18 protein-coding genes are annotated in these 22,812 nt (G+C 62.7%); 7 read left to right on the plus strand and 11 right to left on the minus strand.

Going from position 1 to position 22,812, the window contains the following annotated elements:
- Positions 1–19 precede the first annotated feature (19 nt).
- A complete protein-coding gene (locus ACWUKX_RS23945) occupies positions 20–1,609 on the minus strand; it encodes a trimethylamine methyltransferase family protein (RefSeq protein WP_456009356.1) in 1,590 nt (529 codons plus the stop codon).
- A 186-nt stretch (positions 1,610–1,795) separates the two neighbouring features.
- A complete protein-coding gene (pdxR, locus tag ACWUKX_RS23950) occupies positions 1,796–3,289 on the minus strand; it encodes a MocR-like pyridoxine biosynthesis transcription factor PdxR (RefSeq protein ID WP_029357044.1) in 1,494 nt (497 codons plus the stop codon).
- A gap of 314 nt (positions 3,290–3,603) precedes the next feature.
- Here pdxR and pgi point away from each other — a divergent pair, with 314 nt between their 5' ends.
- Both pgi and ACWUKX_RS23960 read left to right on the plus strand, forming a co-directional pair.
- Positions 3,604–5,247, plus strand: a complete 1,644-nt coding sequence (gene pgi, locus ACWUKX_RS23955; RefSeq protein WP_456009357.1) for a glucose-6-phosphate isomerase — start codon at positions 3,604–3,606, stop codon at positions 5,245–5,247.
- Positions 5,248–5,252: 5 nt separating this feature from the next.
- Positions 5,253–5,975 (plus strand): HAD family hydrolase, encoded by a 723-nt coding sequence (locus ACWUKX_RS23960; RefSeq protein WP_456009358.1) that lies wholly within the window; start codon positions 5,253–5,255, stop codon positions 5,973–5,975.
- 10 nt (positions 5,976–5,985) lie between these two features.
- Here ACWUKX_RS23960 and ACWUKX_RS23965 read toward each other — a convergent pair whose 3' ends face one another.
- Both ACWUKX_RS23965 and ACWUKX_RS23970 read right to left on the minus strand, forming a co-directional pair.
- Positions 5,986–6,723, minus strand: coding sequence for a class I SAM-dependent methyltransferase (locus ACWUKX_RS23965; RefSeq protein ID WP_456009359.1), 738 nt, complete (start codon positions 6,721–6,723; stop codon positions 5,986–5,988).
- 7 nt (positions 6,724–6,730) lie between these two features.
- On the minus strand, positions 6,731–8,584 hold the full coding sequence (locus ACWUKX_RS23970; protein ID WP_456009360.1) for a long-chain-fatty-acid--CoA ligase: 1,854 nt from the start codon (positions 8,582–8,584) through the stop codon (positions 6,731–6,733).
- Positions 8,585–9,011: 427 nt separating this feature from the next.
- Between ACWUKX_RS23970 and ACWUKX_RS23975 the strand changes: the two genes are divergently transcribed.
- The 5 genes from ACWUKX_RS23975 to ACWUKX_RS23995 are packed head-to-tail and all read left to right on the plus strand — an operon-like array spanning position 9,012 to position 14,294.
- Complete coding sequence (locus ACWUKX_RS23975; protein ID WP_029357039.1) at positions 9,012–10,604, plus strand: ABC transporter substrate-binding protein; 1,593 nt, start codon at positions 9,012–9,014, stop codon at positions 10,602–10,604.
- Positions 10,605–10,662: 58 nt separating this feature from the next.
- Complete coding sequence (locus ACWUKX_RS23980) at positions 10,663–11,670, plus strand: ABC transporter permease subunit (protein WP_029357038.1); 1,008 nt, start codon at positions 10,663–10,665, stop codon at positions 11,668–11,670.
- Position 11,671: 1 nt separating this feature from the next.
- The gene (locus ACWUKX_RS23985; protein ID WP_036267520.1) at positions 11,672–12,589 is read left to right on the plus strand and encodes an ABC transporter permease subunit; all 918 of its coding nucleotides are present in this window, start codon (positions 11,672–11,674) and stop codon (positions 12,587–12,589) included.
- A gap of 2 nt (positions 12,590–12,591) precedes the next feature.
- Positions 12,592–13,467, plus strand: a complete 876-nt coding sequence (locus ACWUKX_RS23990) for an ABC transporter ATP-binding protein (protein WP_456009368.1) — start codon at positions 12,592–12,594, stop codon at positions 13,465–13,467.
- Positions 13,464–14,294: a dipeptide ABC transporter ATP-binding protein gene (locus tag ACWUKX_RS23995; protein WP_456009361.1), complete on the plus strand. Its 831-nt coding sequence runs from the start codon at positions 13,464–13,466 to the stop codon at positions 14,292–14,294. Before ACWUKX_RS23990 ends, ACWUKX_RS23995 begins: the two co-directional genes overlap by 4 nt.
- Positions 14,295–14,665: 371 nt before the next feature.
- Here ACWUKX_RS23995 and ACWUKX_RS24000 read toward each other — a convergent pair whose 3' ends face one another.
- The 7 genes from ACWUKX_RS24000 to ACWUKX_RS24030 form a co-directional block, all read right to left on the minus strand.
- Positions 14,666–15,940, minus strand: a complete 1,275-nt coding sequence (locus ACWUKX_RS24000; RefSeq protein ID WP_456009362.1) for a hypothetical protein — start codon at positions 15,938–15,940, stop codon at positions 14,666–14,668.
- A gap of 296 nt (positions 15,941–16,236) precedes the next feature.
- Positions 16,237–16,932 carry an RNA polymerase sigma factor gene (locus tag ACWUKX_RS24005; protein WP_135933562.1) on the minus strand — a complete coding sequence of 232 codons (696 nt, stop codon included), beginning with the start codon at positions 16,930–16,932 and terminating at the stop codon, positions 16,237–16,239.
- Between the two features lie 467 nt (positions 16,933–17,399).
- The gene (locus tag ACWUKX_RS24010) at positions 17,400–18,695 is read right to left on the minus strand and encodes a cysteine desulfurase-like protein (protein ID WP_456009363.1); all 1,296 of its coding nucleotides are present in this window, start codon (positions 18,693–18,695) and stop codon (positions 17,400–17,402) included.
- A 61-nt stretch (positions 18,696–18,756) separates the two neighbouring features.
- Entirely contained in the window at positions 18,757–19,431 is a 675-nt protein-coding gene (locus tag ACWUKX_RS24015) for an amino acid ABC transporter permease (protein WP_029357033.1), read from the minus strand.
- 184 nt (positions 19,432–19,615) lie between these two features.
- On the minus strand, positions 19,616–20,413 hold the full coding sequence (locus tag ACWUKX_RS24020; protein ID WP_456009364.1) for an ABC transporter substrate-binding protein: 798 nt from the start codon (positions 20,411–20,413) through the stop codon (positions 19,616–19,618).
- 99 nt (positions 20,414–20,512) lie between these two features.
- Positions 20,513–21,652, minus strand: a complete 1,140-nt coding sequence (locus ACWUKX_RS24025; RefSeq protein ID WP_456009365.1) for an aminotransferase class V-fold PLP-dependent enzyme — start codon at positions 21,650–21,652, stop codon at positions 20,513–20,515.
- A gap of 171 nt (positions 21,653–21,823) precedes the next feature.
- On the minus strand, positions 21,824–22,552 hold the full coding sequence (locus tag ACWUKX_RS24030) for a GntR family transcriptional regulator (protein ID WP_456009366.1): 729 nt from the start codon (positions 22,550–22,552) through the stop codon (positions 21,824–21,826).
- Between the last annotated feature and the right edge of the window lie 260 nt (positions 22,553–22,812).

The following is a 22,812-nucleotide window of genomic DNA, read 5'->3' on the forward strand; positions in this document are numbered from 1 at the left end:
GTTTTGACGAGAAGCGGTCTCAGCCGCCCATGCCGCTGCGCGGCAGATGGATAAGATTGCCGAAGCGGGCGCGCAACTTGTCGTCGACCAGCTTCGGGACATGGCGCGGGAAGCGCTCGGCGAGGATGCGTTTCTTCTCAATGATCGCCCGCTGCAAGATGTCGGGCCTGCCTTTCTCGTTCCACTCCTTCGGCGAAAACCGGTCGCCAACCGCCGGGTAGAAATATTCCGTCTGCATCAGCCGCAGTGTCTGCTCGTTGCCGAGATAGTGACCCGGCCCCTTCAGGCAGACGTCGGCGATGGTGTCTATCGACAGCGACTCATCGGTCACCTCGATGCCGCGCACGCAGCGCAGGCAATGGCCAAGCATGTCGTTGTCGATGATCAGGCTTTCCAGGCAGAAACCGAGCAGCGAGGCGTGCATGCCGGCCGATTCGTAGACGAGGTTGAGGCCGGCAAGGCCCGCCATCACGTCGGTGATGCCCTTTTCGTAACCGGACTGGATATCAGGTAGTTTCGAATCCGTCATGCCGGCGGCCGAACCACCGGGCAGGTCGTAGAACTGCGCCATCTGGGCGCAGGCAGCCGTCAGCACCGCTTGCTCGGCCGAACCGCCTGACATGGCGCCGGTCCTGAGATCCGAGACGAACGGCCAGGTGCCGAAGATCGCCGGATGCCCCGGCTTGATGGCGTTGACATAGACGAGGCCGGCGAGCACTTCGGCCACCGCTTGCACCACCGCGCCGGCGATCGCCGCCGGCGCTGTGGCGCCTGCCTGGCCGGCCGACAGCAACAGGATCGGAATGCCGCCTTCGACGCAGGCCTCGAGCACGCCGCAGGCGTCCTCGGCGAATTTCATTGGCGGCACCACAAAACAGTTCGAATTGGAGACGAAAGGCCGCGCGCGAAAATTCTCTTCGCCGCCGGCAATGGCGTAGAGCATGTCGAGCGCCGGCTTGACGTTCTCGCGCACCGTGAACGACGTGCCGACATGCTTCGACGTGCCCATCACGCAGGCGTAGAGCGTGTTGAAATCCATGTCGAGCGGATCGGGAATGTCGCGCGGCACCATCGGCCGCTGGAAGAAATGGATGTTGTCGAGCCCTTCGACGATGCGGGCCGCGTCATAGATGTCCTGCAGCAGCGACTCGCGATACTCGCGCTTCTCGACGTCGACCAGATGCACCGCGGCGCCTGCCGTGCCGTAATGCACGCGCTTGCCCTGGATCAGCATGTCGTGCTTGGGATCCTGGCCATGCAGGGTGAAGTGGCGTGCGGCCTTCTTGATGGTGTCGAGGACGAGCGCGCGCGGAAAACGAATGCGGCCGTCCTCGCCGAGCGTGGCGCCGGCCTTGGTCAGCGCCTCGATGCAGGATGGGATAGCATTGGCGAAACCTACCGTTTCAAGCAGCGTCAGCACCGCTTCGTGGATGCGCTCGCGGTCGTTATCGCTGAGCGGCCCGTAGCTTCCGCCTTCGAGGCCGGCGCGCACCGGCTTGACATCGTCGGCAAGTGGCGCCGCCCGCATGGCGCGACGCGCTTCGCGCCCCCCGGAACGCCGCGAACGTTGGTCCGAAGGCGTATCCGGCTTCTCAACAGCCACTGACATGGGAGGCACTCCACCTTTAGCTGCGAAGCGGGCGGCGGTGGTTGGTCCACCATCGGCGTGCTTCGTCCCCTTATGCCTCGAACTATGCCGCCGGCATTGGTGCAGCCTATGAGCCAGACGGTCCCGTCACATATGCCAGAGCGCTAAAGAATGGCGGCTGGTCTCTGTCACGCCCCGACCGAGGCATCAAGCCGCCGCCGGCCTGCGCCCGGCCGCCGTCGCCAGTTCGCGGATGCCGGGCTCGATGTGCTGCAGCGCAATCGAGGAGATGCCCAGCCGCATGAAGCGCGACGGCTTTTCGGTGCGGTCGAAGAAGCGGTCGCCAGGCTCGATGATGACGCTGCGCGAGGCAGCGGCCTCGGCCAGCCCGCGCGAATCGGTGCCGCGCGGCCCTTCGAGCCAGAGCGACGCGCCACCGGCGGAATCGGTCGAGCGCCACTCCGGCAGGAAAGCGGAAATTGCATGGATCAGACGCTTGCGCCGTTCGTCGAAAGCGCTCGACAGCCGCCGCACCAGCGCCTCATGGTGGCCAAGCGACAAGAACAGTGCGACCGCGCGCTGGTTGTTGGCCGGCGGATGACGCAGCATGAAGCGGCGTAGCGCGCGAAGCTCGGAGATCAGCCCGGCCGAGGCCACGATGTAGCCGAGCCTAAGGCCCGGAGCCAGCGTCTTCGACATCGAGCCGACATAGATGACGCGGCCCGAGCGGTCGAGGCTCTTCAGCGCCTGCTGTGGCGCTTCGTCCAGAAGCTGGCTGTCATAGCCGTCCTCGATGATGATCTGGTTGTGACGATTGGCGCGCGCCAGCAGGTCCTGCCGGCGCTCCGCCGACAGCGGCACCATGGTCGGGCAATGGTGGCTGGGCGTCACGAAGACGAAGCCGGAATCACTGGGAATAGAAGCGGTTACGATGCCGGAGTGGTCGACCGGGACCGGTGTGACGTCGGCGCCCGCCAGCCGGAAGATCGAGCGTGCGTCGGGATAGCCGGGGTCTTCCATGGCGACCTTGGAGCCTTTGGTCATCAGCAGCGTCGCCAGCATGTAGAGCGCATTCTGCGCGCCGAGCGTGACGATGATCTCATCGGGGTTGGCGAAGATCCCGCGCCGCGGCAACAGCCGCGCCTGGATCTGCTCGATCAGCAGCGGATCGTCGCGGTCGACCATGTCGGACGCCCAGTTGCGGATCTCGAGCACGGCGAGCGCCATGCGGTTGCACTCGCGCCACTCGGCGGTCGGGAACAGTGCCGGATCGAACTGGCCATAGACAAAGGGGTAGGACGACTTGATCCAGTTGTCGTGCTTGGCCGGCGGCGGCATGTCGCTGGCCGCGATCTGTCGGCGCGCCTTCCAGTCGATCTCATTGGCCTGGTCGGGTGCCTTCTGGTGCGGTTTGGCCGGCGTCGCCAGCACGTCCGGATTGACGAAATGGCCGCGCCGTTCGCGCGCCACAAGGAAACCCTGGTCGACGAGTTGCTGGAAGGCCAGCACCACGGTGCCGCGCGCCACGCCGAGTTTCTCGGCCAGGATCCGGCAGGACGGAAGCGGCATCGAGGCGGCGATTTGCCGGTCGAGGATGGCGGCGACGATCGCTTGACGGATCTGTGCCTGCAGGGTCTGGCCGGATTCCGCCGAAATCCGGAACAGGCCGGACCATATGGCCGTGTCGTTTCGCTGTGGCATGGAAGATGTTCCTCGATGGCCAGCTTTTTTCACTTGGCTGGACCAGTCGAATGTACCGGTGGCACAAGCTGTTGCGCCAATCAATTTTTCTGATCGCTGGGATTTACGCCAGTGATCCTTCGCTGCAACGCGTCATCCCTGGCGTGACGCAACGCGTCATCCCAGCGTGACGCAACGCGTCATCCCAGCGTGACGCCGTGCGTCATCGCTGCGCATTGAAACCAGTTGATTTCGGCTAGATAGTTTGGACGCGACGACACGCGCCGGAAACATCCGGTCTGTTATGTTGGGATTTCAAGGCTCGGAGTGAGGCAGTGGATCAATCGTCCTTTCAAAAACAGCTCGACGCCCTGCGCGATCACCGTGCGGCCAAATCGGGCAGCATGCGCGAGGCTTTCGCCGCCGATCCGCAGCGCTTCGAAAAATTCTCCGCCACCGACGGCGACCTGCTGCTCGACTGGTCGAAATGCGCCGTCGATGCGCAGACGATGGATATGCTGGAGAAGCTGGCGGGAGCCGCCGATCTCGAAGGCCGGCGCGCCGCGATGTTCTCAGGCAAGAAGATCAACGTCACCGAAGGCCGTGCCGTGCTGCACACCGCCCTGCGCAACCTGAACGGCAAGGGCATCGTGCTCGACGGTCAGGATGTGAAGGCGGAGGTTGTCGCCGTGCTCGACGCGATGGGCGTCTTCGCCGATGCCGTGCGCTCCGGCGAGGCGGCCGGCGCCACAGGCAAGAAGATCACCGACATCGTCAACATCGGCATCGGCGGGTCCGACCTTGGCCCGGCCATGGCGACGCTGGCGCTGGCACCCTATCACGACGGGCCGCGCACGCACTACGTGTCCAACATCGACGGCGCTCATATCCACGACACGCTGATGGGCCTTTCCGCCGAAACCACGCTGTTCATCGTGGCCTCGAAGACCTTCACCACGGTCGAGACGATGACCAATGCCGAGACGGCGCGCGAATGGGTGCAGAAGGCGCTCGGCAAGGAAGCGGTCGGCAAGCATTTCGCCGCCGTCTCGACGGCGCTGGAGCTGGTGGCCAAGTTCGGCATCGCGTCCGACCGCGTCTTCGGCTTCTGGGACTGGGTCGGCGGACGCTATTCGGTCTGGGGCGCGATCGGCCTCCCGGTGATGATCGCCGTCGGCCCGAAGAATTTTCGCGCCTTTCTCGACGGCGCGTATGCGATGGACGAGCATTTCCAGACTGCGCCGCTGGCCAGGAACCTGCCGGCGCTGATGGGGCTGGTCGGCTGGTGGCATCGGGTGATCTGTAAATACCCCGCTCGCGCCGTCATCCCCTACGACCAGCGCCTGTCGAGGCTGCCGGCCTATCTGCAGCAGCTCGACATGGAATCGAACGGCAAGAGCGTCACCCTCGACGGCGGCGCTGTGACCACGCCAACCGGCCCACTGGTCTGGGGCGAGCCCGGCACCAATGGCCAGCACGCCTTCTTCCAGCTGCTGCACCAGGGCACCGATTTCATTCCGGTCGAATTCCTCGCAGCGGCCATCGGCCATGAGCCGGACCTCAAGCATCACCACGATCTGTTGCTCGCCAACTGCCTGGCGCAGTCGGAGGCTTTCATGAAGGGCCGCACGCTGGAGGAAGCGCGCGCGCAGATGCTGGCGAAAGGCATGGCGCCCGCCGAGGTCGACAGGATCGCCCCGCACCGCGTTTTCTCCGGCAACCGGCCTTCGGTGACGATCCTCTACAGACAACTCGATCCGCATACGTTCGGACGGCTGATCGCGCTCTACGAGCACCGCGTCTTCGTCGAAGGCACGCTCTTCAACATCAATTCCTTCGACCAGTGGGGCGTCGAGCTCGGCAAGGAACTGGCGACTGGACTGCTGCCTGTCGTGGAGGGCAAGGAGAATGCCGCAAAGCGGGACGCTTCGACCGCCGGGCTGGTGGAACACATCCACCGATTGCGCGGATCGGAGTAAGCGGCTTGGCCGAGATCAAAGGAATATTGTTCGACAAGGACGGCACGCTTGTCGACTTCAACGCAACATGGCTCGGCGTTGCCGATTTCATGGCGATGGATGCGTCGGAGGGCGACCGCTGGAAGGCCGACAGGCTGCTTGCCGCGGCGGGCTACGATTTCGCCACCAAACGCTTCAAGCCCGACTCCATCTTTGCCTCCGGCACCAACATGGATGTCGTCGAGCTTTGGTTTCCGCGGCTGTCGGATGAAGACCAGATGCTTGCCGTCGCCCGCTTCAACGAGATCACCTCGGTGCAGGGCTCGGCGATGGCGGTGGCGCTGCCGGGCATCGTCGAGACGCTCGGCGTTCTTCACAGGAAATCCTACCGGCTCGGCGTCGCCACCAACGATTCGACCACTGGCGCGGAAAAGACATTGCTGACTCTCGGCGTCGCGCAGCTGTTCGACGCCGCCTATGGTTACGACGCGGTGGCCAATCCGAAACCGGCGCCGGATACGATCCTTGCCTTCTCGGACCTTACCGGCCTGAGGCCGGCCGCGATCGCCATGGTCGGCGACAATCGCCACGATCTGGAGATGGCGCGGGCCGGCGGCTGCGGTCTGGCAATCGGCGTGCTCTCCGGCACCGGCACGCGGGAATCGCTATCGCAGATCGCCGACGTCATTCTGGATTCGGTTGCCGACCTGCCCGACTTTCTTTCGGCAAGGGTCAAGGAGACGATCTGAACTCGCAGGGCTACTCCGGCTCGAACGAGAAGACACCGCTCGGCTTCATCGCCGCGCCTTTTGCTTCGCCGACATCCGGCACGCGGTATTCGGCCAGCAGCCGAAGCCGCGAGCGGGGCAGGTAGGTCCGGCCCGGGTCGCCGATCAGCACATTGATGCGTGCGGCCAGGCAGCGGTCGAGGAAGGGGATAACCCGGTCGGCGAGATCTTGCCCGTAAAACAAGTCGCCGGCTGCCACCACATCCACCGGCGGCGGCGGACCAGCGGTGATGTCCTGGCCGACGACTGTGATTGCGACGCCGTTCGCCGCCGCATTGAGACCGAGCGCGGCGACGCCGTTGCGGTCGATCTCGGACGCGAGCACTTCGCGCGCTCCGGCCTTTGCCGCGGCGATGCCGACGAGGCCCGACCCGGCGCCGAGGTCGAGCACGCGAAGCCCGGCCACGGACTCCGGCCGATCGAGGATGTAGCGGGCAAGCACCGCGCCGCCGGCCCAGGCATAGGCCCAGTAAGGTGGCTGCGGCTCGGGCCCGTCCTCGTCGGCTTCGGTTCCTTCTTCTTCCGGCTCGGCTGCTTGTCCTTCTTGATGCGTGAGCCGCCACAGACCGCTCGCGGGGTGCGTTGCATAAAGCCGGATTTCGGGAAGCGCACGAACAGGGGCGATACGCATGTTCGCCTTGATGAATGTCAGCGGATCGTGACGGAAAAGCGTGTCCGCCGCGTCGTCGACAGTAAGGCAATCGCCCAAAATTCTCCTATCCCCGTAACGCCCGCCGCAGAATCTTGCCCACCGGCGTCTTCGGCAGTTCGGTCCGAAACTCGATGTATTTTGGCCGCTTGTAGCCGGTCAGGTTCTCGCGGCAATAGACAGTCAGCACCTCAGCGGTCAACAACGGGTCCTTCTTGACGACGAACAGCTTCGGCGCTTCGCCCGAATGCTCGTCCGGCACACCGATCGCCGCCACTTCGAGCACGCCCGGATGCAGGGCCACGACTTCCTCGAGTTCGTTTGGATAGACGTTGAAGCCGGACACCAGGATCATGTCCTTCTTGCGGTCGACGATCTTGGTGTAGCCGCGCTCGTCCATGAAGCCCATGTCGCCCGACTTGAAGAAACCATCCTTGGTCATCACCTTGGCGGTCTCGTCCGGCCGGTTCCAGTAGCCGGCCATCACTTGCGGTCCGCGTATGCAGATCTCGCCGACTTCGCCGAGCGGTAAATCGTTGCCGTCGTCGTCGCGGATGGCGATCTCGGTCGAGGGCAGCGGCAGGCCGATCGTGCCGGTGAAGGTGCCATTGCTGAATGTGTTGGCGGTGGCCACCGGCGAGGTTTCCGAAAGCCCGTAGCCCTCGGTGACCGGGCAGCCGGTCAACGCCTTCCAGCGTTCGGCAACACCCTTCTGCACCGCCATGCCGCCACCCAGCGTCAGGATCAGTGGCTTGAAGTCAAGCTTGCGGAAATCTTCATTGTTGAGCAGCGCGTTGAACAGCGTGTTGAGGCCTGGAAAGATGTGGATCGGATATTTGCCGAGTTGCTTGACGAAGCCGGGAATGTCGCGCGGATTGGGAATGAGTATGTTCTGGCCGCCGAGCTGCATGCCCATCAGTGCGTTCACCGTCAGCGCGAAGATATGGTAGAGCGGCAGCGCGCAGATGAAGTTGAGATGCGCCGGTTTCGGCTTGACGGTGAAGGCGTCCTCGATCCAGAGCGCGTTCTGCGCCACATTGGCCAGCACATTGCTGTGCAGCAGTACCGCGCCCTTCGAGATGCCGGTGGTGCCGCCGGTATATTGCAGGAAGGCGACATCGTCGGCAGCGACCTTCTCCGGCTTGAAATTCATGCCGGTGCCTGCTTTCAACGCCGCGTTGAACTTGACATGGCCCGGCAGCGACCAGGCCGGGACCATCTTCTTCACGCGGCGCACGACGAGATTGACGATCGTTGCTTTCAGGCCGCCAAGCATGTCGCCCATCGCCGCGACCACGACATGCTTGACAGCCGTTTTGGCGATCACCGCCTGCAAGGTGTTGGCGAAATTTTCGAGAATGACGATGGCTTGAGCGCCTGAATCCCTGAGCTGATGTTCCAGCTCGCGCGGCGTGTAGAGCGGGTTGATGTTGACCACTACATAGCCGGCACGCAGCACTGCCATCATCGCCACCGGATATTGCAGCACGTTCGGCATCATCACCGCCACGCGTGCGCCTTTCTGCAGTCCCGTAGACTGCAGAAAGGCGGCGAAGGCGGACGATTGCCGCTCGACTTCCGCATAGGTGATGGTCTTGCCCATGCAAGTGAAGGCCGGCCGGCTGGCATACTGGTTGCAGGCGTCGGCGAGCAGATCGCCGATGGAGCCGAAGGGCAGGGCGCCGATCTCGGCAGGAACGACCTTCGGGTAGCTCTTGAGCCAAGGCCTTTCCGGCGATCCGGCGCCAACTGCTTTCGGCAATCTCTCGGCCGGACCCGGCTTCGAAGTCGATGTCGGTGCCGCTTTCGGCTTGGCAACGGCTTTGGCCGTCGGCGCCTTTGGCTTGTCGGAGCTGGCCGGTTTTGCGGCAGTTTTGGCCCTCGCTTTCGCGGGGGCCGTTGTCCTTGGTGCTTTTGCCACCTGTCCCTCCCTCGGTTGTTCTTATTGTCTCTGCTTGCCCGCCGCGTTGCCTCCGAATGACAGAGACGTCCTCCGCTGCTGCCGGCATCTAGGAAATCCAGCTTGCCATCTATGTATTGCGACTATCGGCAGCCGTGCAAGTCTGACCCTGCGGCAAGACTGGAAAGAAATCCCGCGCCAATGACAAGCCGATAGTCGCGCTTCCTCACCAACGCCGGGTTGAAGATCAATAAAAAAATGCAGTCGTTAATAATACCGTGATCGGCAGAAATTGACATTTCATTCTCTCTTTAGAGGATTCCGGAGAACTAAATTCTGCTTCCCATGGGGTAGGCAAACGGGGTGTTCCAAAGCCGGAAAAACGGTGCTTATATGCGCGCTTCGCGAGCCTGATAGAGGGGCTTGGAAGAACATCAGGGAGTCCTCCATGAAAAAGAAACTGACTTTTGCGGCCGCGTTGCTGGCCGCAAGCGTCCTCGGCGGCATGGCCAATGCGAAACAGCTTGTCTACTGCTCGGAGGCGTCGCCGGCCGGCTTCGACCCGTCGCCGTGGAGCGGTGGCAACGACTTCGACGCGTCGTCGCGCACCATCTATTCGCGCCTGGTCGAGTTCGAACACGGCAAGACCACCATCACCCCCGGCCTCGCCGAGAGCTGGACGGTTTCCGACGACGGTCTCGAATACACGTTCAAGCTTCGGCCGGGTGTTAAGTTCCAGACCACCGACTACTTCACGCCGACGCGCGATCTCAACGCCGACGACGTGATCTTCTCCTTCGAACGCCAGTGGAAGAAGGAAAACCCGTGGTTCGACTATCTGGCAGGCACCGGCTGGGAATATTTTGCCGGCATGGGCTTCCCGGATCTTCTCAAGGAAATCGTCAAGGTCGACGACCTGACGGTGAAATTCGTGCTGAACAAGCCTGAAGTCGCTTTCCTGCCGGACCTCGGCATGGATTTCGCTTCGATCGTCTCCAAGGAATATGCCGACCAACTCGACAAGGCCGGCACCAGGCAGCAATTCACCCAGAAGCCGATCGGCACCGGTCCGTTCCAGTTCGTCGACTACCAGGTCGATGCGGTCATCCGCTATGCGGCATGGGACGGCTACTATGGCGGCCGCCAGAAGATCGACGATCTGATCTTCGCCATCACGACTGATCCGGCCGTGCGCGCGCAGAAGCTGAAGGCAGGCGAGTGCGATATCATGTCGTATCCGGCGCCGGCCGACATTGCCGGCCTGAAAGCCGACCCGAACCTGAAGGTCGACGAGCAGGAAGGCCTTAACATCGGCTACATGGCCTATAACACGACCCAGCCGCCCTTCGACAAGGTCGAGGTCCGCAAGGCCCTCAACATGGCCGTCAACAAGCAGGCCATTCTCGATGCGGTCTATCAGGGCGCTGGCCAGGCGGCCATAAACCCGATCCCGCCGACGATGTGGTCCTATAACAAGGACATCAAGGACGATCCGTACGATCCGGACGCGGCCAAGAAGATGCTGACTGATGCCGGCGTCACGGATCTCTCGATGAAGATCTGGGCAATGCCCGTCAGCCGCCCGTACAATCCGAACGCCCAAAGAGTAGCCGAACTGATTCAGGCCGACTACGCCAAGATCGGCGTGAAGGCCGAGATCGTCAGCTACGAATGGACCGAGTATCGCGAACGCGGCAAGGCCAAGGACCGCGACGGCGCCTTCCAGCTGGGCTGGACCGGTGACAATGGCGATCCGGACAACTTCCTGTTCCTGCTCGGCTGCGATGCCATCGGCCAGTCCAACTATGCGATATGGTGCAACCAGGAGTTCGAAGCCCTGCTGCAGAAGGGCAAGGCAACTACTGACGTCGCGGAGCGCACCAAGATCTACGAGGAAGCTCAGGTCGTGTTCAAGCGTGAGGCGCCATGGCTGACCATCGCCCATTCCAAGGTCTTCATGCCGATGAACAAGAAAGTTACCGGCTTCGTCATGGACCCGCTCGGCATTCATAGGTTCGACGGCGTCGACGTCACCGAATAACTCCTGAGAAATTCGACGGCGGCGCTGGACTTCCGGCGCCGCCGTTCTATGAAGTAAGATGCTCCGCTATCTCCTCCACAAGCTCGCCTTGATCATCCCGACGGTGTTCGGCATATCGCTGGCGGCGTTCGCTTTCGTCCGTCTTCTGCCGGGCGACCCGATCCTGGCCCTGGCTGGCGAGCGCGGCGTCAGCCCCGAACGCTACGCCGAGCTTATCGAGCGGTTTGGCTACAACCGGCCTTATGTCATCCAGTATCTGGAGTATATCGGCAGGGTCCTGACCGGCGACTTCGGGATATCGCTCGCCACCAAGCGGCCTGTGCTCGGTGAATTCCAGGCGCTGTTTCCGGCGACGCTGGAACTGGCGACGATCGCGCTGATCATTGCCGTGCTCATCGGCATTCCCGCCGGCATCTTCGCCGCGGTCAAGCGCGGATCATGGTTCGACCAGGCGACGATGGGTGTGGCGCTGACCGGCTATTCGATGCCGATCTTCTGGTGGGGGCTGCTGCTCATCATCTTCTTCTCCGGCTACCTCGGCTGGACGCCGGTTTCCGGTCGCATCGGCCTTCAGTATTTCTTCAAGCCGACGACGGGATTCATGCTGATCGACAGCCTGATCTCCGGCAAGAGCGGCGCTTTCAGGTCCGCCGCCAGTCATCTGGTCCTGCCGGCGATCGTGCTGGCAACAATCCCGCTCGCCGTCATAGCGCGCCAGACGCGGTCGGCGATGCTGGAGGTGTTGGGCGAGGACTATGTCCGCACCGCCCGCGCCAAGGGCCTGGCGCCGCGCCGCGTCATCGGGCTCCACGCTTTTCGCAATGCGCTGATCCCCGTCGTTACCACCATCGGCCTGCAGGTCGGCACGCTGATGGCCGGCGCCATCCTGACCGAAACGATCTTTTCGTGGCCCGGTATCGGCAAGTGGATGATCGACGCGATCGCCAAGCGCGACTATGTCGTCGTCCAGAGCGGCTTGCTGATCATCGCGCTAATCGTCATGGCGGTGAACCTGATCGTCGACGTGCTCTACGCCGTCATCAACCCACGTATCCGGGTGCAGTGAGATGACCGACCAAACCACGGCAGAAGCCACCGCCGCCGCCATTCCGACCGGCGGCCGGCAGCGCGCCTTCACCGAGTTCTGGCATTACTACTCGATGAACACCGGCGCCGTCATCGGCCTTGTCGTGTTCGCGGCTCTGGTGCTGATCGCGATTTTCGCGCCGCTGGTCGCGCCGCATTCGCCTGACGAACAGTTTCGCGATTCGCTGCTGACGCCGCCGGTCTGGCAGGAGGGCGGCAAATCGATGTTCCTGCTCGGCACCGACGCGGTTGGCCGCGACATGCTTTCGCGGCTGATTTTCGGCGCGCGGTTTTCGCTGTTCATCGGCTTGGTGGTCGTGGTTTTCTCGCTGACCAGCGGCATCGTCCTCGGCGTGCTCGCCGGCTATTTCCGCGGCTGGGTCGATACGCTGATCATGCGCATCATGGACGTCATCCTGGCCTTCCCGTCGCTGCTCCTCGCCCTGGTTCTGGTGGCGATCCTCGGACCCGGCCTGTTCAACGCCATGCTGGCGATTGCGCTGGTGCTGCAGCCGCATTTCGCGCGGCTCACGCGCGCGGCGGTGATGGCCGAAAAGAACCGCGAATATGTGATCTCCGCCAAGGTGGCCGGTGCCAGTCATCTCAGGCTGATGGTAAAGACGATCTTGCCGAACTGCATGGCGCCGCTGATCGTGCAGGCGACGCTGTCCTTCTCCAACGCCATTCTCGAGGCCGCGGCCCTCGGCTTCCTTGGCGTCGGCGCGCAGCCGCCAACGCCGGAATGGGGCACGATGCTGGCCACGGCCCGCGAGTTCATCCTGCGCGCGCCATGGGTGGTGACCTTCCCCGGCCTTGCCATCCTGATCACGGTGCTTGCCATCAACCTGATCGGCGATGGCCTGCGCGATGCCTTCGATCCCAAGCTGAAGAGGTCGTGACCATGCCTCTGCTCGAGATCAGGAACCTCACCGTGTCCTTCGATACCGCCGCCGGACCGTTCATGGCCGTGCAAGGCATCGACCTGTCGATTGAGCCGCGCGAGGTGCTGGCGATCGTCGGCGAATCTGGCTCCGGCAAATCGGTGGCGATGCTGGCGGTGATGGGGCTGTTGCCGAATACGGCGACGGTAAAGGCCGACCGCATGGCCTTCGACGGCATCGACCTGCTTGAGCTCAGCCCGTCCGAGCGCCGCAAGATCGTCGGCAAGGACATCTCGATGATCTTCCAGGAGCCGATCGCCAGCCTCAATCCATGCTTCACCGCCGGCTTCCAGATCGAGGAGGTGCTGCGCTTCCATATGGGCATGGACCGCGCCCAGCGCCGGGCCCGCGCCATCGAACTGATGAAGCTGGTCGGCATTGCCGATCCGGAAGAGCGGCTGAACTCGTTCCCGCACCAGATGTCGGGCGGCCAGTGCCAGCGCGTCATGATCGCCATCGCCATTGCCTGCAATCCGAAGCTGTTGATCGCCGACGAGCCGACCACCGCGCTCGATGTTACCATCCAGAAGCAGATCCTTGACCTTTTGGTTGGCCTGCAGGCCAAATACGGCATGGGCTTGATCATGATCACCCATAATATGGGCGTCGTGGCCGAGACCGCGGACCGCGTCATCGTCCAGTACAAGGGCCGCAAAATGGAGGAGGCCGACGTTCTGTCGCTGTTCGAGCAGCCGAAGAGCAACTACACGCGTGCGCTCCTGTCGGCGCTGCCGGAGAACGCCGTCGGCGACCGGCTGCCGACCATTTCCGACATGCTGTTCGAACCGGCCCCCTCTGCTGCGGGAGCCGGTCCTGCAAGGGGAGCCGCGCCATGAGCGTGACGGTTCTCGAAGGCAAGAACATCGTGCGCGACTATCATGTCGGCGGCGGGCTGTTTCGTCCATCGCGCACGGTGCACGCGGTCAAGGGCGTCTCGTTCAGCGTCGACAAGGGCAAGACGCTGGCCATCGTCGGCGAAAGCGGCTGCGGCAAGTCAACGCTCGCCCGCATCATCACCCTGATCGACCCCCCGACAGCGGGGGAGCTCTTCATCGACGGCAACAAGGTCGACATCGCCAGGGATGGCTTATCGAAGGAGATGCGCCGCAAGGTGCAGATCGTCTTCCAGAACCCTTATGGTTCGCTCAATCCGCGCCAGAAGATCGGCGACGTGCTGGGCGAGCCGCTGCTCATCAACACCGACAAGCCGGCCGACGAACGGCGAGATCTCGCCATGAAGATGCTGAAGAAGGTCGGCCTTGGTCCCGAGCACTACAACCGCTACCCGCACATGTTCTCGGGCGGCCAGCGCCAGCGCATCGCCATTGCCCGCGCGCTGATGCTCAATCCGAGCCTTCTGGTGCTGGACGAGCCGGTCTCGGCGCTTGATCTATCGGTGCAGGCGCAGGTGCTCAACCTGCTCGCCGACCTGCAGGACGAGTTTCAGCTGACTTATGTCTTCATCAGCCACGACCTGTCGGTGGTGCGCTACATCGCCGACGACGTGATGGTCATGTATTACGGCGAGGCCGTCGAATACGGTTCGCGCGACGAGGTCTTTGCCGACCCCAAGCACAGCTATACCAAGACGCTGTTCGCGGCGACGCCACGCGCCGACGTCGCCTCGATCAAGGCGAGGCTGGCGAAGAGGAAGGCCGCCTAGAGTCAAAGCCCAACTACTCCTAGATGACCGAGTTTGACCGAAGGCGACCTTCAACAAGCAGAGCAGCAGGTCTGGATTAGGCGGGAAAAGCAGTCCTTGTTATGAACCGATCAATCCCTCAGGCCGGCAGCGGTTCGCGAAAGCGGCACCAGCCATCCGGACTAATCTCGCCTGCGACGATCTCGCACGCGTTCGGCTTCAGGAAATGGGTGCACCTTGCCGCAGCGGCGCCTCTGAATTGGAGAATTCTGGTATAGCGCCACACTCTTCGGCGTGGTTCCGGCCCCTCGTGTCACAGGCGGACCCGTCCTGTAAGAAGCGAGCCCATTAGCACTGGCAAAGGGAAGACCGGATTCACGCCGAACCTCAGATCAAATCGATTTCAGATACTCGATTAGATCGCTCTTTTCCCGATCGGTCAGATTGAGGCCGAGATGACTGTTGTAGTGCTCGAGTACATCACCAAGCGTGGCGAACCGCCCATCGTGGTAAAACCCGCCTTTGTGGATCTTCTCGACATCCCACAGGGCACGCAGCGGCGCGGTTCGGTACCTCTCGTCAGGAGAGCGCATCGCTTGGAAATCGTCGATCCCGATCTCCTCCGCCGTGTGCAGGTTCCAGCCCGGCTCCGTGAAGATTGGCGGGACATGGCAAGTGGCGCATCTGGCCTTCTCGTTGAACAGCGCCATCCCGTTCTCTGCAGCGGCACTGTCGAAGGCGCCTTCCGGCGGCTTTGGGGTTGGCAGAGAGAGCTGGTAGAAGTGGAGGGCGGGCAGCTTGGCAGTAATCCGGTCTTCGCTGTCCTGCTTGTGGCCTTGCTTCGTTCTGGCGGCGACCGGATACTTCTCGGCGTCGTCCAGCCGCGGATCGTAAAACACGCCTTTCCCATGCATTTCGAGATTGCCTACGTAGGCGTTCCAGTAGCTCACCGTCCCCCAGGAGCCGGTCCACGTGTGGTTGTTTACGCCCGCTAGCCCGAAGGCCGGCGGATTGAGCGTGGCGGCAGTCTTGCCGTCTGGCCGGAAGGCCTTGCCATCGAGATTCAGTTCCGCATCGAATTTTCCCGGCCCCCAAGCCTCTACTGCCTTCTTCACCTCCGCTTCGGGGATCTGCAGCATTTCTACAAAGGCGGTCAGATCCGGCGCCAAGGCCACGATCGCCCCTATATTGAGGTCGCGGTTGGGCCAGCCGTCGAGTCGGTGCCCGATGCCCGGCGCATATGAGTCGTCGACCGTCGAATGGCACAACGCGCACTGAATGCCGACGGAAGTCAGCGTCTTCCCGTCCTCGCCAAAAAAACCGGTTACTCCGACAACGGCGTTGGCTTTGAGCAGGAGAAGCGTGCTGGCCGGGTCGGCGAGATCGACTTCACCTTTGTTAAGTGCCTCGGCCACATCCTTCGGGATGGCGTTCACATCGACCCTCAGGCCGAGTTCGAGGGCCTTTTGCGGGCTGAGCCCTGGTCCTGCGCCACCTAGCTTTTCACCAGCGATCGCGTCGTGAAGCTTGAGCTTTCCACCCCAGAAATCCTCGCTGCCGAACGTATCGAAGCGGAATGTCTCGCGGCCTTCTTCAAGATACTGCTTAGCCTGGTCAGCGGCCGCGTCGTCAAAATCCTTCCCGCTTGTCGATCCCTTCGCGCTCATTTGGGCAGCGGTCGGTATCAGAGTTGAGGAGAGCACGAGAACGGAAAAGCAGGCGATTACCTTAACACGTATGAGCATTGACAGTCCTCCCTAATAGATTTGCCGGTCGGCAGCCTCCATGGTTGGCCGGATCCCCAACACAGATCTTCATCGGCGCTCTGCGGCCGATGAGCATTGGATGGTCCCAACTGTCAAAAGGTTCCCGACTTCCCCGCTGCCCGCCGGAGGACCTCCGAGGAGCGATTAAAGATGAAGTCGGCACGACTCGCACAACCCGTACTCGGTCGCTCTGCCGCCTAGTGAGCCTGCAATTGCAGAAGACTAATTCCAAGCCGGTCGAGGACCGATTGCATGAGGCGGTCACAAGGCGCGCCCGCAAAGGGAAAGGTGTCGGTAAACACGGTGGCAAGCTTGTCCCGCAGCGTCTCACGCAGCAGCCGGCGCGCGCGATGCAGCCGAGTCTTCACGGTCTGAGGTCGCAAACCGAGAAGGAGGGCCGTCTCCTCAGTGCTCATTTCCTCGACATCGCGCATAACAAACACGATGCGAAAGTGCTCCGGAAGGTCACTGACCGCGCGTTCCAGCAGGCGGCGGATCTCGGCGAGGGCGGATGCCTCCTCCGGGTCAGCGTTGTATGCGCTGAACGGAGCGGGCATGGCTTTGATCGCCTTTACGTCGACGGTCGGTCGCCTTTGCCGGCGGCGGCCCAGCGCCTCGTTCAGCGTGATCCGGGTGAGCCAGGTGGAGAGCTGTGCCTCCGCGCGGAATTCGGACAAATGCATGAAGGCGTGGATGTAGGTCTCCTGGAGCACGTCCTGCGCCTCGGCGTCGTCATCCAGGACGGCGCGAGCGATTCGATAGAGGCGCTGGTTGTGACGTTTTATGATCAACCAGAAAGCAGCCCCGTCGCGCTGTTGCGCGCGATCGACCAATGCCGCATCGTCGAGGTCTTCCACTCTCACTGCCTCGGTCGGTGCGATCGGCTTCGTCATGGTGCTCTCCAAGCGCTTCACCGGTACCTGTGGCGTGCGGGCCAGCTCAACGCGAGAGTGCCTGCCGAAGAGATGTTCGCGAGTCCTGCACGGCCTGTGCGCTGCCAAGACCAACTGTGGATGATGGCGCCGATTACTGAGAATTGTACATCCCTATCGCAATCGCATGCAGCGGCGGCGCGTGATCCGTGCATCGAACCTGAGACGATGGCTGCTATCGCCGAGAGGCGGAATGCAATGGAGTGCTGATGCGACGGAGCGACCGCTTTGCGCCATAGCGGTGTTCGGCCAGCTTCTCCGCAACGAGCTGACCTGGCGCGTTCCTGACGCCTCTTAACCATTGGCGGCTGCAAGAGTTTTGACCTGGAGCGTTTTGCATCCAAGTGGAAGCACTCGCACAAATGCGGCTAGTCTAAAAACTGATAGAGCGAGAGTTCAACCTAAATGCATCTCGCTCTGGACGCCAATCAGGACAGCTTTGCGATGACGGTGCGCAGCGCCTCGCCGAAGCGCCGGACCTCCTCGACGGTGTTGTAATGCACCAGCGAGGCGCGGATGGCGCCGCTGTCCATCGAGAGGTTCAGGCGCTTCATCAGCCGCGGCGCGTACATATGGCCGTCGCGGATGCCGATCTGCATCTCGGCCATCGCCTCGACGATCATTTGCGGCGACAGCGTGCCGATGTTGAAGCAGAAGGTCGGCACGCGCTCGTTGAGGCGGGCTTCGTCGGCGACGCCATAGATCGTTGCGCCGCAATCCTTGAGCACGCCGAGCATTTCGCGCGCCAGCACCAGCTCATAGTCGCGGATGGCATTCATGCCGGCGACGAGGTTGTCGCGCCGCGACCGGTTGTTCTCGGCCAGGAAGTTGCGGCCGATCAGTTCCAGATATTGCACGGCCGCGTCCATGCCGGAGACGTTCTCGTAGATGAAGGTGCCGGCCTCGACCTTGTAGGGCGGCTCGTCGGGAATGAAATCCTCGCGGAACGTCGGCAGCCGCTTCAGCGTCTCGAAGCGGCCCCACAGGAAACCCATATGCGGCGAGAAATTTTTGTAGCCGGAGCAGACCAGATAGTCGCAGTCCCAGGCCTGCACGTCGATCAGTCCGTGCGGCCCATAATGCACGCAATCGAGGAACACTTCGGCGCCGGCCGCATGCGCGATGTCAGCCACTGCAGCAACATCGACGATCGAGCCGATCGAATGCGCGGTGACGGTGCAGGCGACAAGCCGGGTGCGGTCGGAGATAAGCGGGCGCAAATCGTCGACGTGGAGATTGCCGTCGTCGCGCATCCGCCACCATTTGAATTTGGCGCCGGCGGGCGCAAGTGCCAGCCAGGTGGCGATGTTGGCGTCATGGTCCATATCGGTGATGACGATTTCGTCCCGTCCGCCATGTGGGCGCTCTCCGAGCATCTGGCCGATGCCGAGGCTGACGAGACGGATGAACGAGGTCGCGTTCATGCCGAAGCAGATTTCCGCAGGACTATAGGCGTTGATCAGCAACGCCACGCTTTCGCGCGCATCGGCGATCGCCTGGTCGACGGCGACGCTGCGGCTATAGCGGCCGCCGCGCTGCACATTGTGCGCGACCAGATGGTTGGTTACCGCGTCGAGCACGCTTTGCGGGATTTGCGCGCCGGCGGCATTGTCCATGAAGATGAAGTCGCCGGCCTGCCGCAGGGCTGGAAACATGGCGCGGATCGTGTCGACCGGGAAGATTGCGGAGACGTTGCTCGCATTGTGGGTCTGATGCTTGTTCAAGATTGTCTCCTGCGAAGTGCCTGACAGATATGAAGATTGGCAGATGGGGAAATCGGCGACGTCAGCGGGTCTTTTCGGTTTTGAAGCGGCGTTCCAGCAGGCTAACGAGACGGACCATCGGCCAGAGAAAGATGAGATAGACCAGCGCCGCGCCGATCAGCGGCGAGGGGTTGGCATAGAGTGACTGCGCGTTGGTCGCTTCCTTCAGCAGTTCGGGCAGAGCCACTGTTGAGGCGAGCGACGTGTCCTTGAACATCGAAACGCAGTTGCTGGTCATCGGCGGGATGACCACACGGATCGCCTGCGGCAGCACCACCTTGCGCAAGGTCAGTAAAAAGGGCAGGCCGAGTGCCTGCGCCGCCTCGAACTGGCCGCGCGGAATGCTTTCTATGCCGGAGCGGAACACCTCGGCCGAGTAAGCCGCCATGATGATGGCGAATGCCGTCACCGCGGAGGTCCAGGACGACAGGCGTATGCCGAGGAACGGCAGCGCGTAGTAGATCAGGATCAGCACGACCAGCACCGGCATCGCCCGGAAAATATCGATATAGCCGACCGCCAGCAGCCGCAGCGGCTTCGGCGCGTAGAGCCGTATCAGGCTGATCGCCAGGCCGACGGGAATACCGATGCCGATGCTCAAGAGCCCGAGCAGCAGCGTGTTCAGGAAGCCGCGCAGCAACGCCGGCAGGCTGGAGATCATGACATCGGCGTTGAAGAAGGTCTCGATCAGCGACATGGGGAGCATTCCCGAAAGATTTGGCGTCCCGCGACGCTAAAGCATGCTGCCGAAACCCCGAAATCGGGTTTCGGAGCGGATCATGCGTGAAAGTCGAAGGGCTACGGCGTCCGTTGCACGTCCAGGAGACGCGCAACGAAATCGTGCCGGTGTGGAACGCCGGCTCGATTTCAGCCGCTGCCGCTCAGGCCTTCGGGATAGGCATTTCCTTGACGGTCGAAGAATCGGCGGGTGCGTCACTGCCGAACCACTTCTTGTGGATCGCGGCCAGCGTGCCGTCCTTCTTCATCGCCGTCAGCGCGTCGTTCAGCTTGCCGAGCAGCGGGTGGTCCTTGGCCATCATCAGGCCGTACTGCTCGCCGGTCTTGATACGCTCTTTTACGGCGAGGTCCTTCATCCGGGTGAAGGAGTATTCCAGGCCCGGAATGTCGCTGACCGCGGCGTCGACGCGACCGGCGCTGAGATCGAGCAGCAGGTTCTGCTGCGTGTCGTAACCCTTCACCTCGCTGAACCCGCCGGCCTCCTGGTGCTGCTTGGTCCAGGCTTCGCCGGTCGAGCCGGACAGCACGCCGATGATCTTGCCCTTGAGGTCGGCCTCGGACTTGATCGGGCTGTCGGCCTTGGCGGCGATGCCCATGTCGGAATCGTAATAGGGCTGCGTGAACGACTGCGACTTCAGCCGTTCCGGGGTGATCGTGATCGATGAGATGGCAACGTCGATGCGCTTCGAGGTCGTGGCGGCGAACAGGGCCTGAAATCCGAGATCGGCGATTTCCGTGGTCATGCCGATACGCTTGGCCGCCTCGTTGACGATGTCGACTTCAAAACCCTCGAAGGTGCCGCTTTCGTTCTTGTACTCGAACGGCGGATTGGTCGGATAGGCGCCGACATTCAGCACGTCCGCGGCATAGGCGGCGACTGGGCCGGCGGCAATGCCGATGGCGGCAGCGAGAAGAAGCAGATTACGGCGATTGAAGCTCATTTTCGTTCCCTCTGGTTCGGCCACTCCCTGTGGCGCTTTTCACTTCCGCCCCTTTCAGCGCCGTATTTCCGGACACTGCAGGCGAGGCGGCGCCTGAAGTCAGGATGCGCGGCGTTGCCGCGAGCCGATCAACTGCTGCAGACGCTCCAGCAATGTACCCAGCGCGTCGTCTGTGGTGACCATGCCGGGCGACAGCCTGAGCGTCGCGCCGCGCGCGTCGCAGTAGAGTCGATCACTGCGCAGCGTCGACACCGTCTTCACCGGGTCGACGCCTTGCGGCAGGGTCAGCATGACGCTGCCGCCGCGCTTGTCTGTATCGAGCGGCGTACGGACCACCCAGCCATTGTCCAGCGCGCAGCCGATGATGCGCTCGGTCATGCTGGCATTCTGTGAGCGGATGGCGTCGACGCCTGTTTTTGCGACCCATTCAAGGCCGGGCAGCGATGCGACGCTGGCCAGGATGGCCGGTGTGCCATGGTCGAAACGTCGCGCATCGCTTGCATAGGAAAAACTGTCGAGATCCCAGGAGAACGGGTTCGGTTGGCTGAACCATCCGCGAAGTTCCGGCCGGCAGGCGGACAGCAGATCGGGCGCCACCTGCAGGACGCCGGCGCCCGAAGTGCCGCACAGCCATTTCAACGAGGTCGAGACGACGAAATCGACTGGCGTCTTCGCAATCGAGAAGGGCGTCACGCCGACGCCTTGCGTAATGTCGACACCGACGATGCTGCCCATCTTCCGGCCATGCTCGGCAAGCCGCGCCACGTCGCAGCGATGCGACGCCGTCGAGGTGACGAAGGTCAGCAAGGCCAGACCGACATCGTCTTGCCAGCGGGCGATGAAATCCTCGTCGCGCACCCAGCTCTCGCCGGGCCGCAGCGGCACGGTGTCGAGCACGAAGTCAAAACGTTCGGCAAGTCCGGCAAGCAGGAAGTGCAGGCTCGGAAAACAGTCGGCCGCGACCAGCAGGCGCTTTCCCGCCAGACGCGCGGACGGCAGGCCGCCGATCAGGCTGTAGAGGGCTGACGTGACGTTCTCGGCGGTGGTCAGCGTACCTTGTGGCGCCTCGATCAGCCGGCTCCAGGCATCGATAAACCGCTGCCGCGCCGCCAGGGCCGCCGGCCACTGGCCGTCATCTTCCGCCGACCAGACGCCCGAGAATTCCGACAGGGCAGCAGCCATGCACTCCGCCTTGCCGGGAAACGTCCCGATCGAATGGTAGAGAAAATAACCAGGCACGACGCTTTTGCTCCCTTGTGATCATGTGATCACAAAACCGAATATGGATCAATCGCTGCCCGCGAAGAAATGCGATTCAATCGGGAAATCGGGGGCGATTTTTTCCGACCGCGAGTGGTCGCGGATCGGCACTTTCCGGCGTCAATTTGGCGTTCAATCCGCAGCGGAGCTTCAGGAGGCCGTGCCGAACCCGGCGAACTCGACCGGCTTGGTTTCCGGCACGTCGGGGCAGATTGCACGCAGCGTCTCCTGCGTCGTCCTGATGTCTGCAATCACCTCTTCGCGGGCGTGGGCAAAATCGCGATCCTTCAGTGCTGCGATGATCGCAGTGTGCCGCCCGGACGGCTCCATCGTGCCGGCGCGCATCAAGGGCGCGACATGGTTGGACAACAACCGCATATAGGGGCCGAAGCGCAGCCACAGCGTCTCGATCAACTGAAACAGCACGTCGGAGCCGGAGGCGCGGTAGATGGTGAAATGGAACTGCTGGTTCTTGGCGATCAGTTCGTAGATGCTGCCATTGCGCCCGATCGCCTTCTGGTCGGCGGTGATCCTCTGCAATGTGGCTATCTCGGAAGCGGTCAGGCGCGGCGCCCCGAGCTCGGCCGCCAGCCCTTCGACGGCGACGCGCGCCCGGCAGAGATCGTCGAGCCGCGCGCGGGTGACGACCGGCACGCAGGCCGAGCCGTTCTGCGATATCTCCAGCGCGTTCTCGGCGGCGAGCCGCCGCAAGGCCTCACGCACCGGCATGTTCGAGGTGCCGAAGGCTTCGGCCAGCGAGGCTATGGTCAGCACCTGGGCCGGATCGAAGCTGCCGACCATCAGGGCATGCCGAAGCTGCTGGTAGACACCATCCTGGACAGTCACACGTCCCGATACCGGTTCAAATCCCACAGCCACGGTTTCGCTTTTCTCCGACAGAAGCTATGTGCAAGTTACACGCGGTAATCGCCCTAACCGAAGCAGGCATGATCATCTGATCACAAGATCGGCGTTAAGCCAAGCCGTCTGGGTGGCACGCTGGGGCAATCGCTCTCAGCCTCCCCCTTTTCCGTGAAGAAACTGGGAGAAGACGGGCGCCAGCGTGTGGCTCTTCCTTCTCCCCTTGTGAGGCCTTTGCAGAGAAGGCGTATGGACGTCGGGTTGGGGGCATCGGCCTC

This window comes from Mesorhizobium sp. f-mel (genome assembly GCF_053850215.1).

Bases quoted from the DNA above. Each gene is read 5' to 3' on its own strand.
- ACWUKX_RS24005 (WP_135933562.1), bottom strand. From the start codon at position 16,932: ATGACGAAGCCGATCGCACCGACCGAGGCAGTGAGAGTGGAAGACCTC.
- ACWUKX_RS23995 (WP_456009361.1), top strand. From the start codon at position 13,464: ATGAGCGTGACGGTTCTCGAAGGCAAGAACATCGTGCGCGACTATCAT.
- pdxR (WP_029357044.1), bottom strand. From the start codon at position 3,289: ATGCCACAGCGAAACGACACGGCCATATGGTCCGGCCTGTTCCGGATT.
- ACWUKX_RS23975 (WP_029357039.1), top strand. From the start codon at position 9,012: ATGAAAAAGAAACTGACTTTTGCGGCCGCGTTGCTGGCCGCAAGCGTC.
- ACWUKX_RS23990 (WP_456009368.1), top strand. From the start codon at position 12,592: ATGCCTCTGCTCGAGATCAGGAACCTCACCGTGTCCTTCGATACCGCC.
- ACWUKX_RS24000 (WP_456009362.1), bottom strand. From the start codon at position 15,940: ATGAGCGCGAAGGGATCGACAAGCGGGAAGGATTTTGACGACGCGGCC.
- ACWUKX_RS23945 (WP_456009356.1), bottom strand. From the start codon at position 1,609: ATGTCAGTGGCTGTTGAGAAGCCGGATACGCCTTCGGACCAACGTTCG.
- ACWUKX_RS24015 (WP_029357033.1), bottom strand. From the start codon at position 19,431: ATGTCGCTGATCGAGACCTTCTTCAACGCCGATGTCATGATCTCCAGC.
- ACWUKX_RS23980 (WP_029357038.1), top strand. From the start codon at position 10,663: ATGCTCCGCTATCTCCTCCACAAGCTCGCCTTGATCATCCCGACGGTG.
- ACWUKX_RS23985 (WP_036267520.1), top strand. From the start codon at position 11,672: ATGACCGACCAAACCACGGCAGAAGCCACCGCCGCCGCCATTCCGACC.
- ACWUKX_RS24020 (WP_456009364.1), bottom strand. From the start codon at position 20,413: ATGAGCTTCAATCGCCGTAATCTGCTTCTTCTCGCTGCCGCCATCGGC.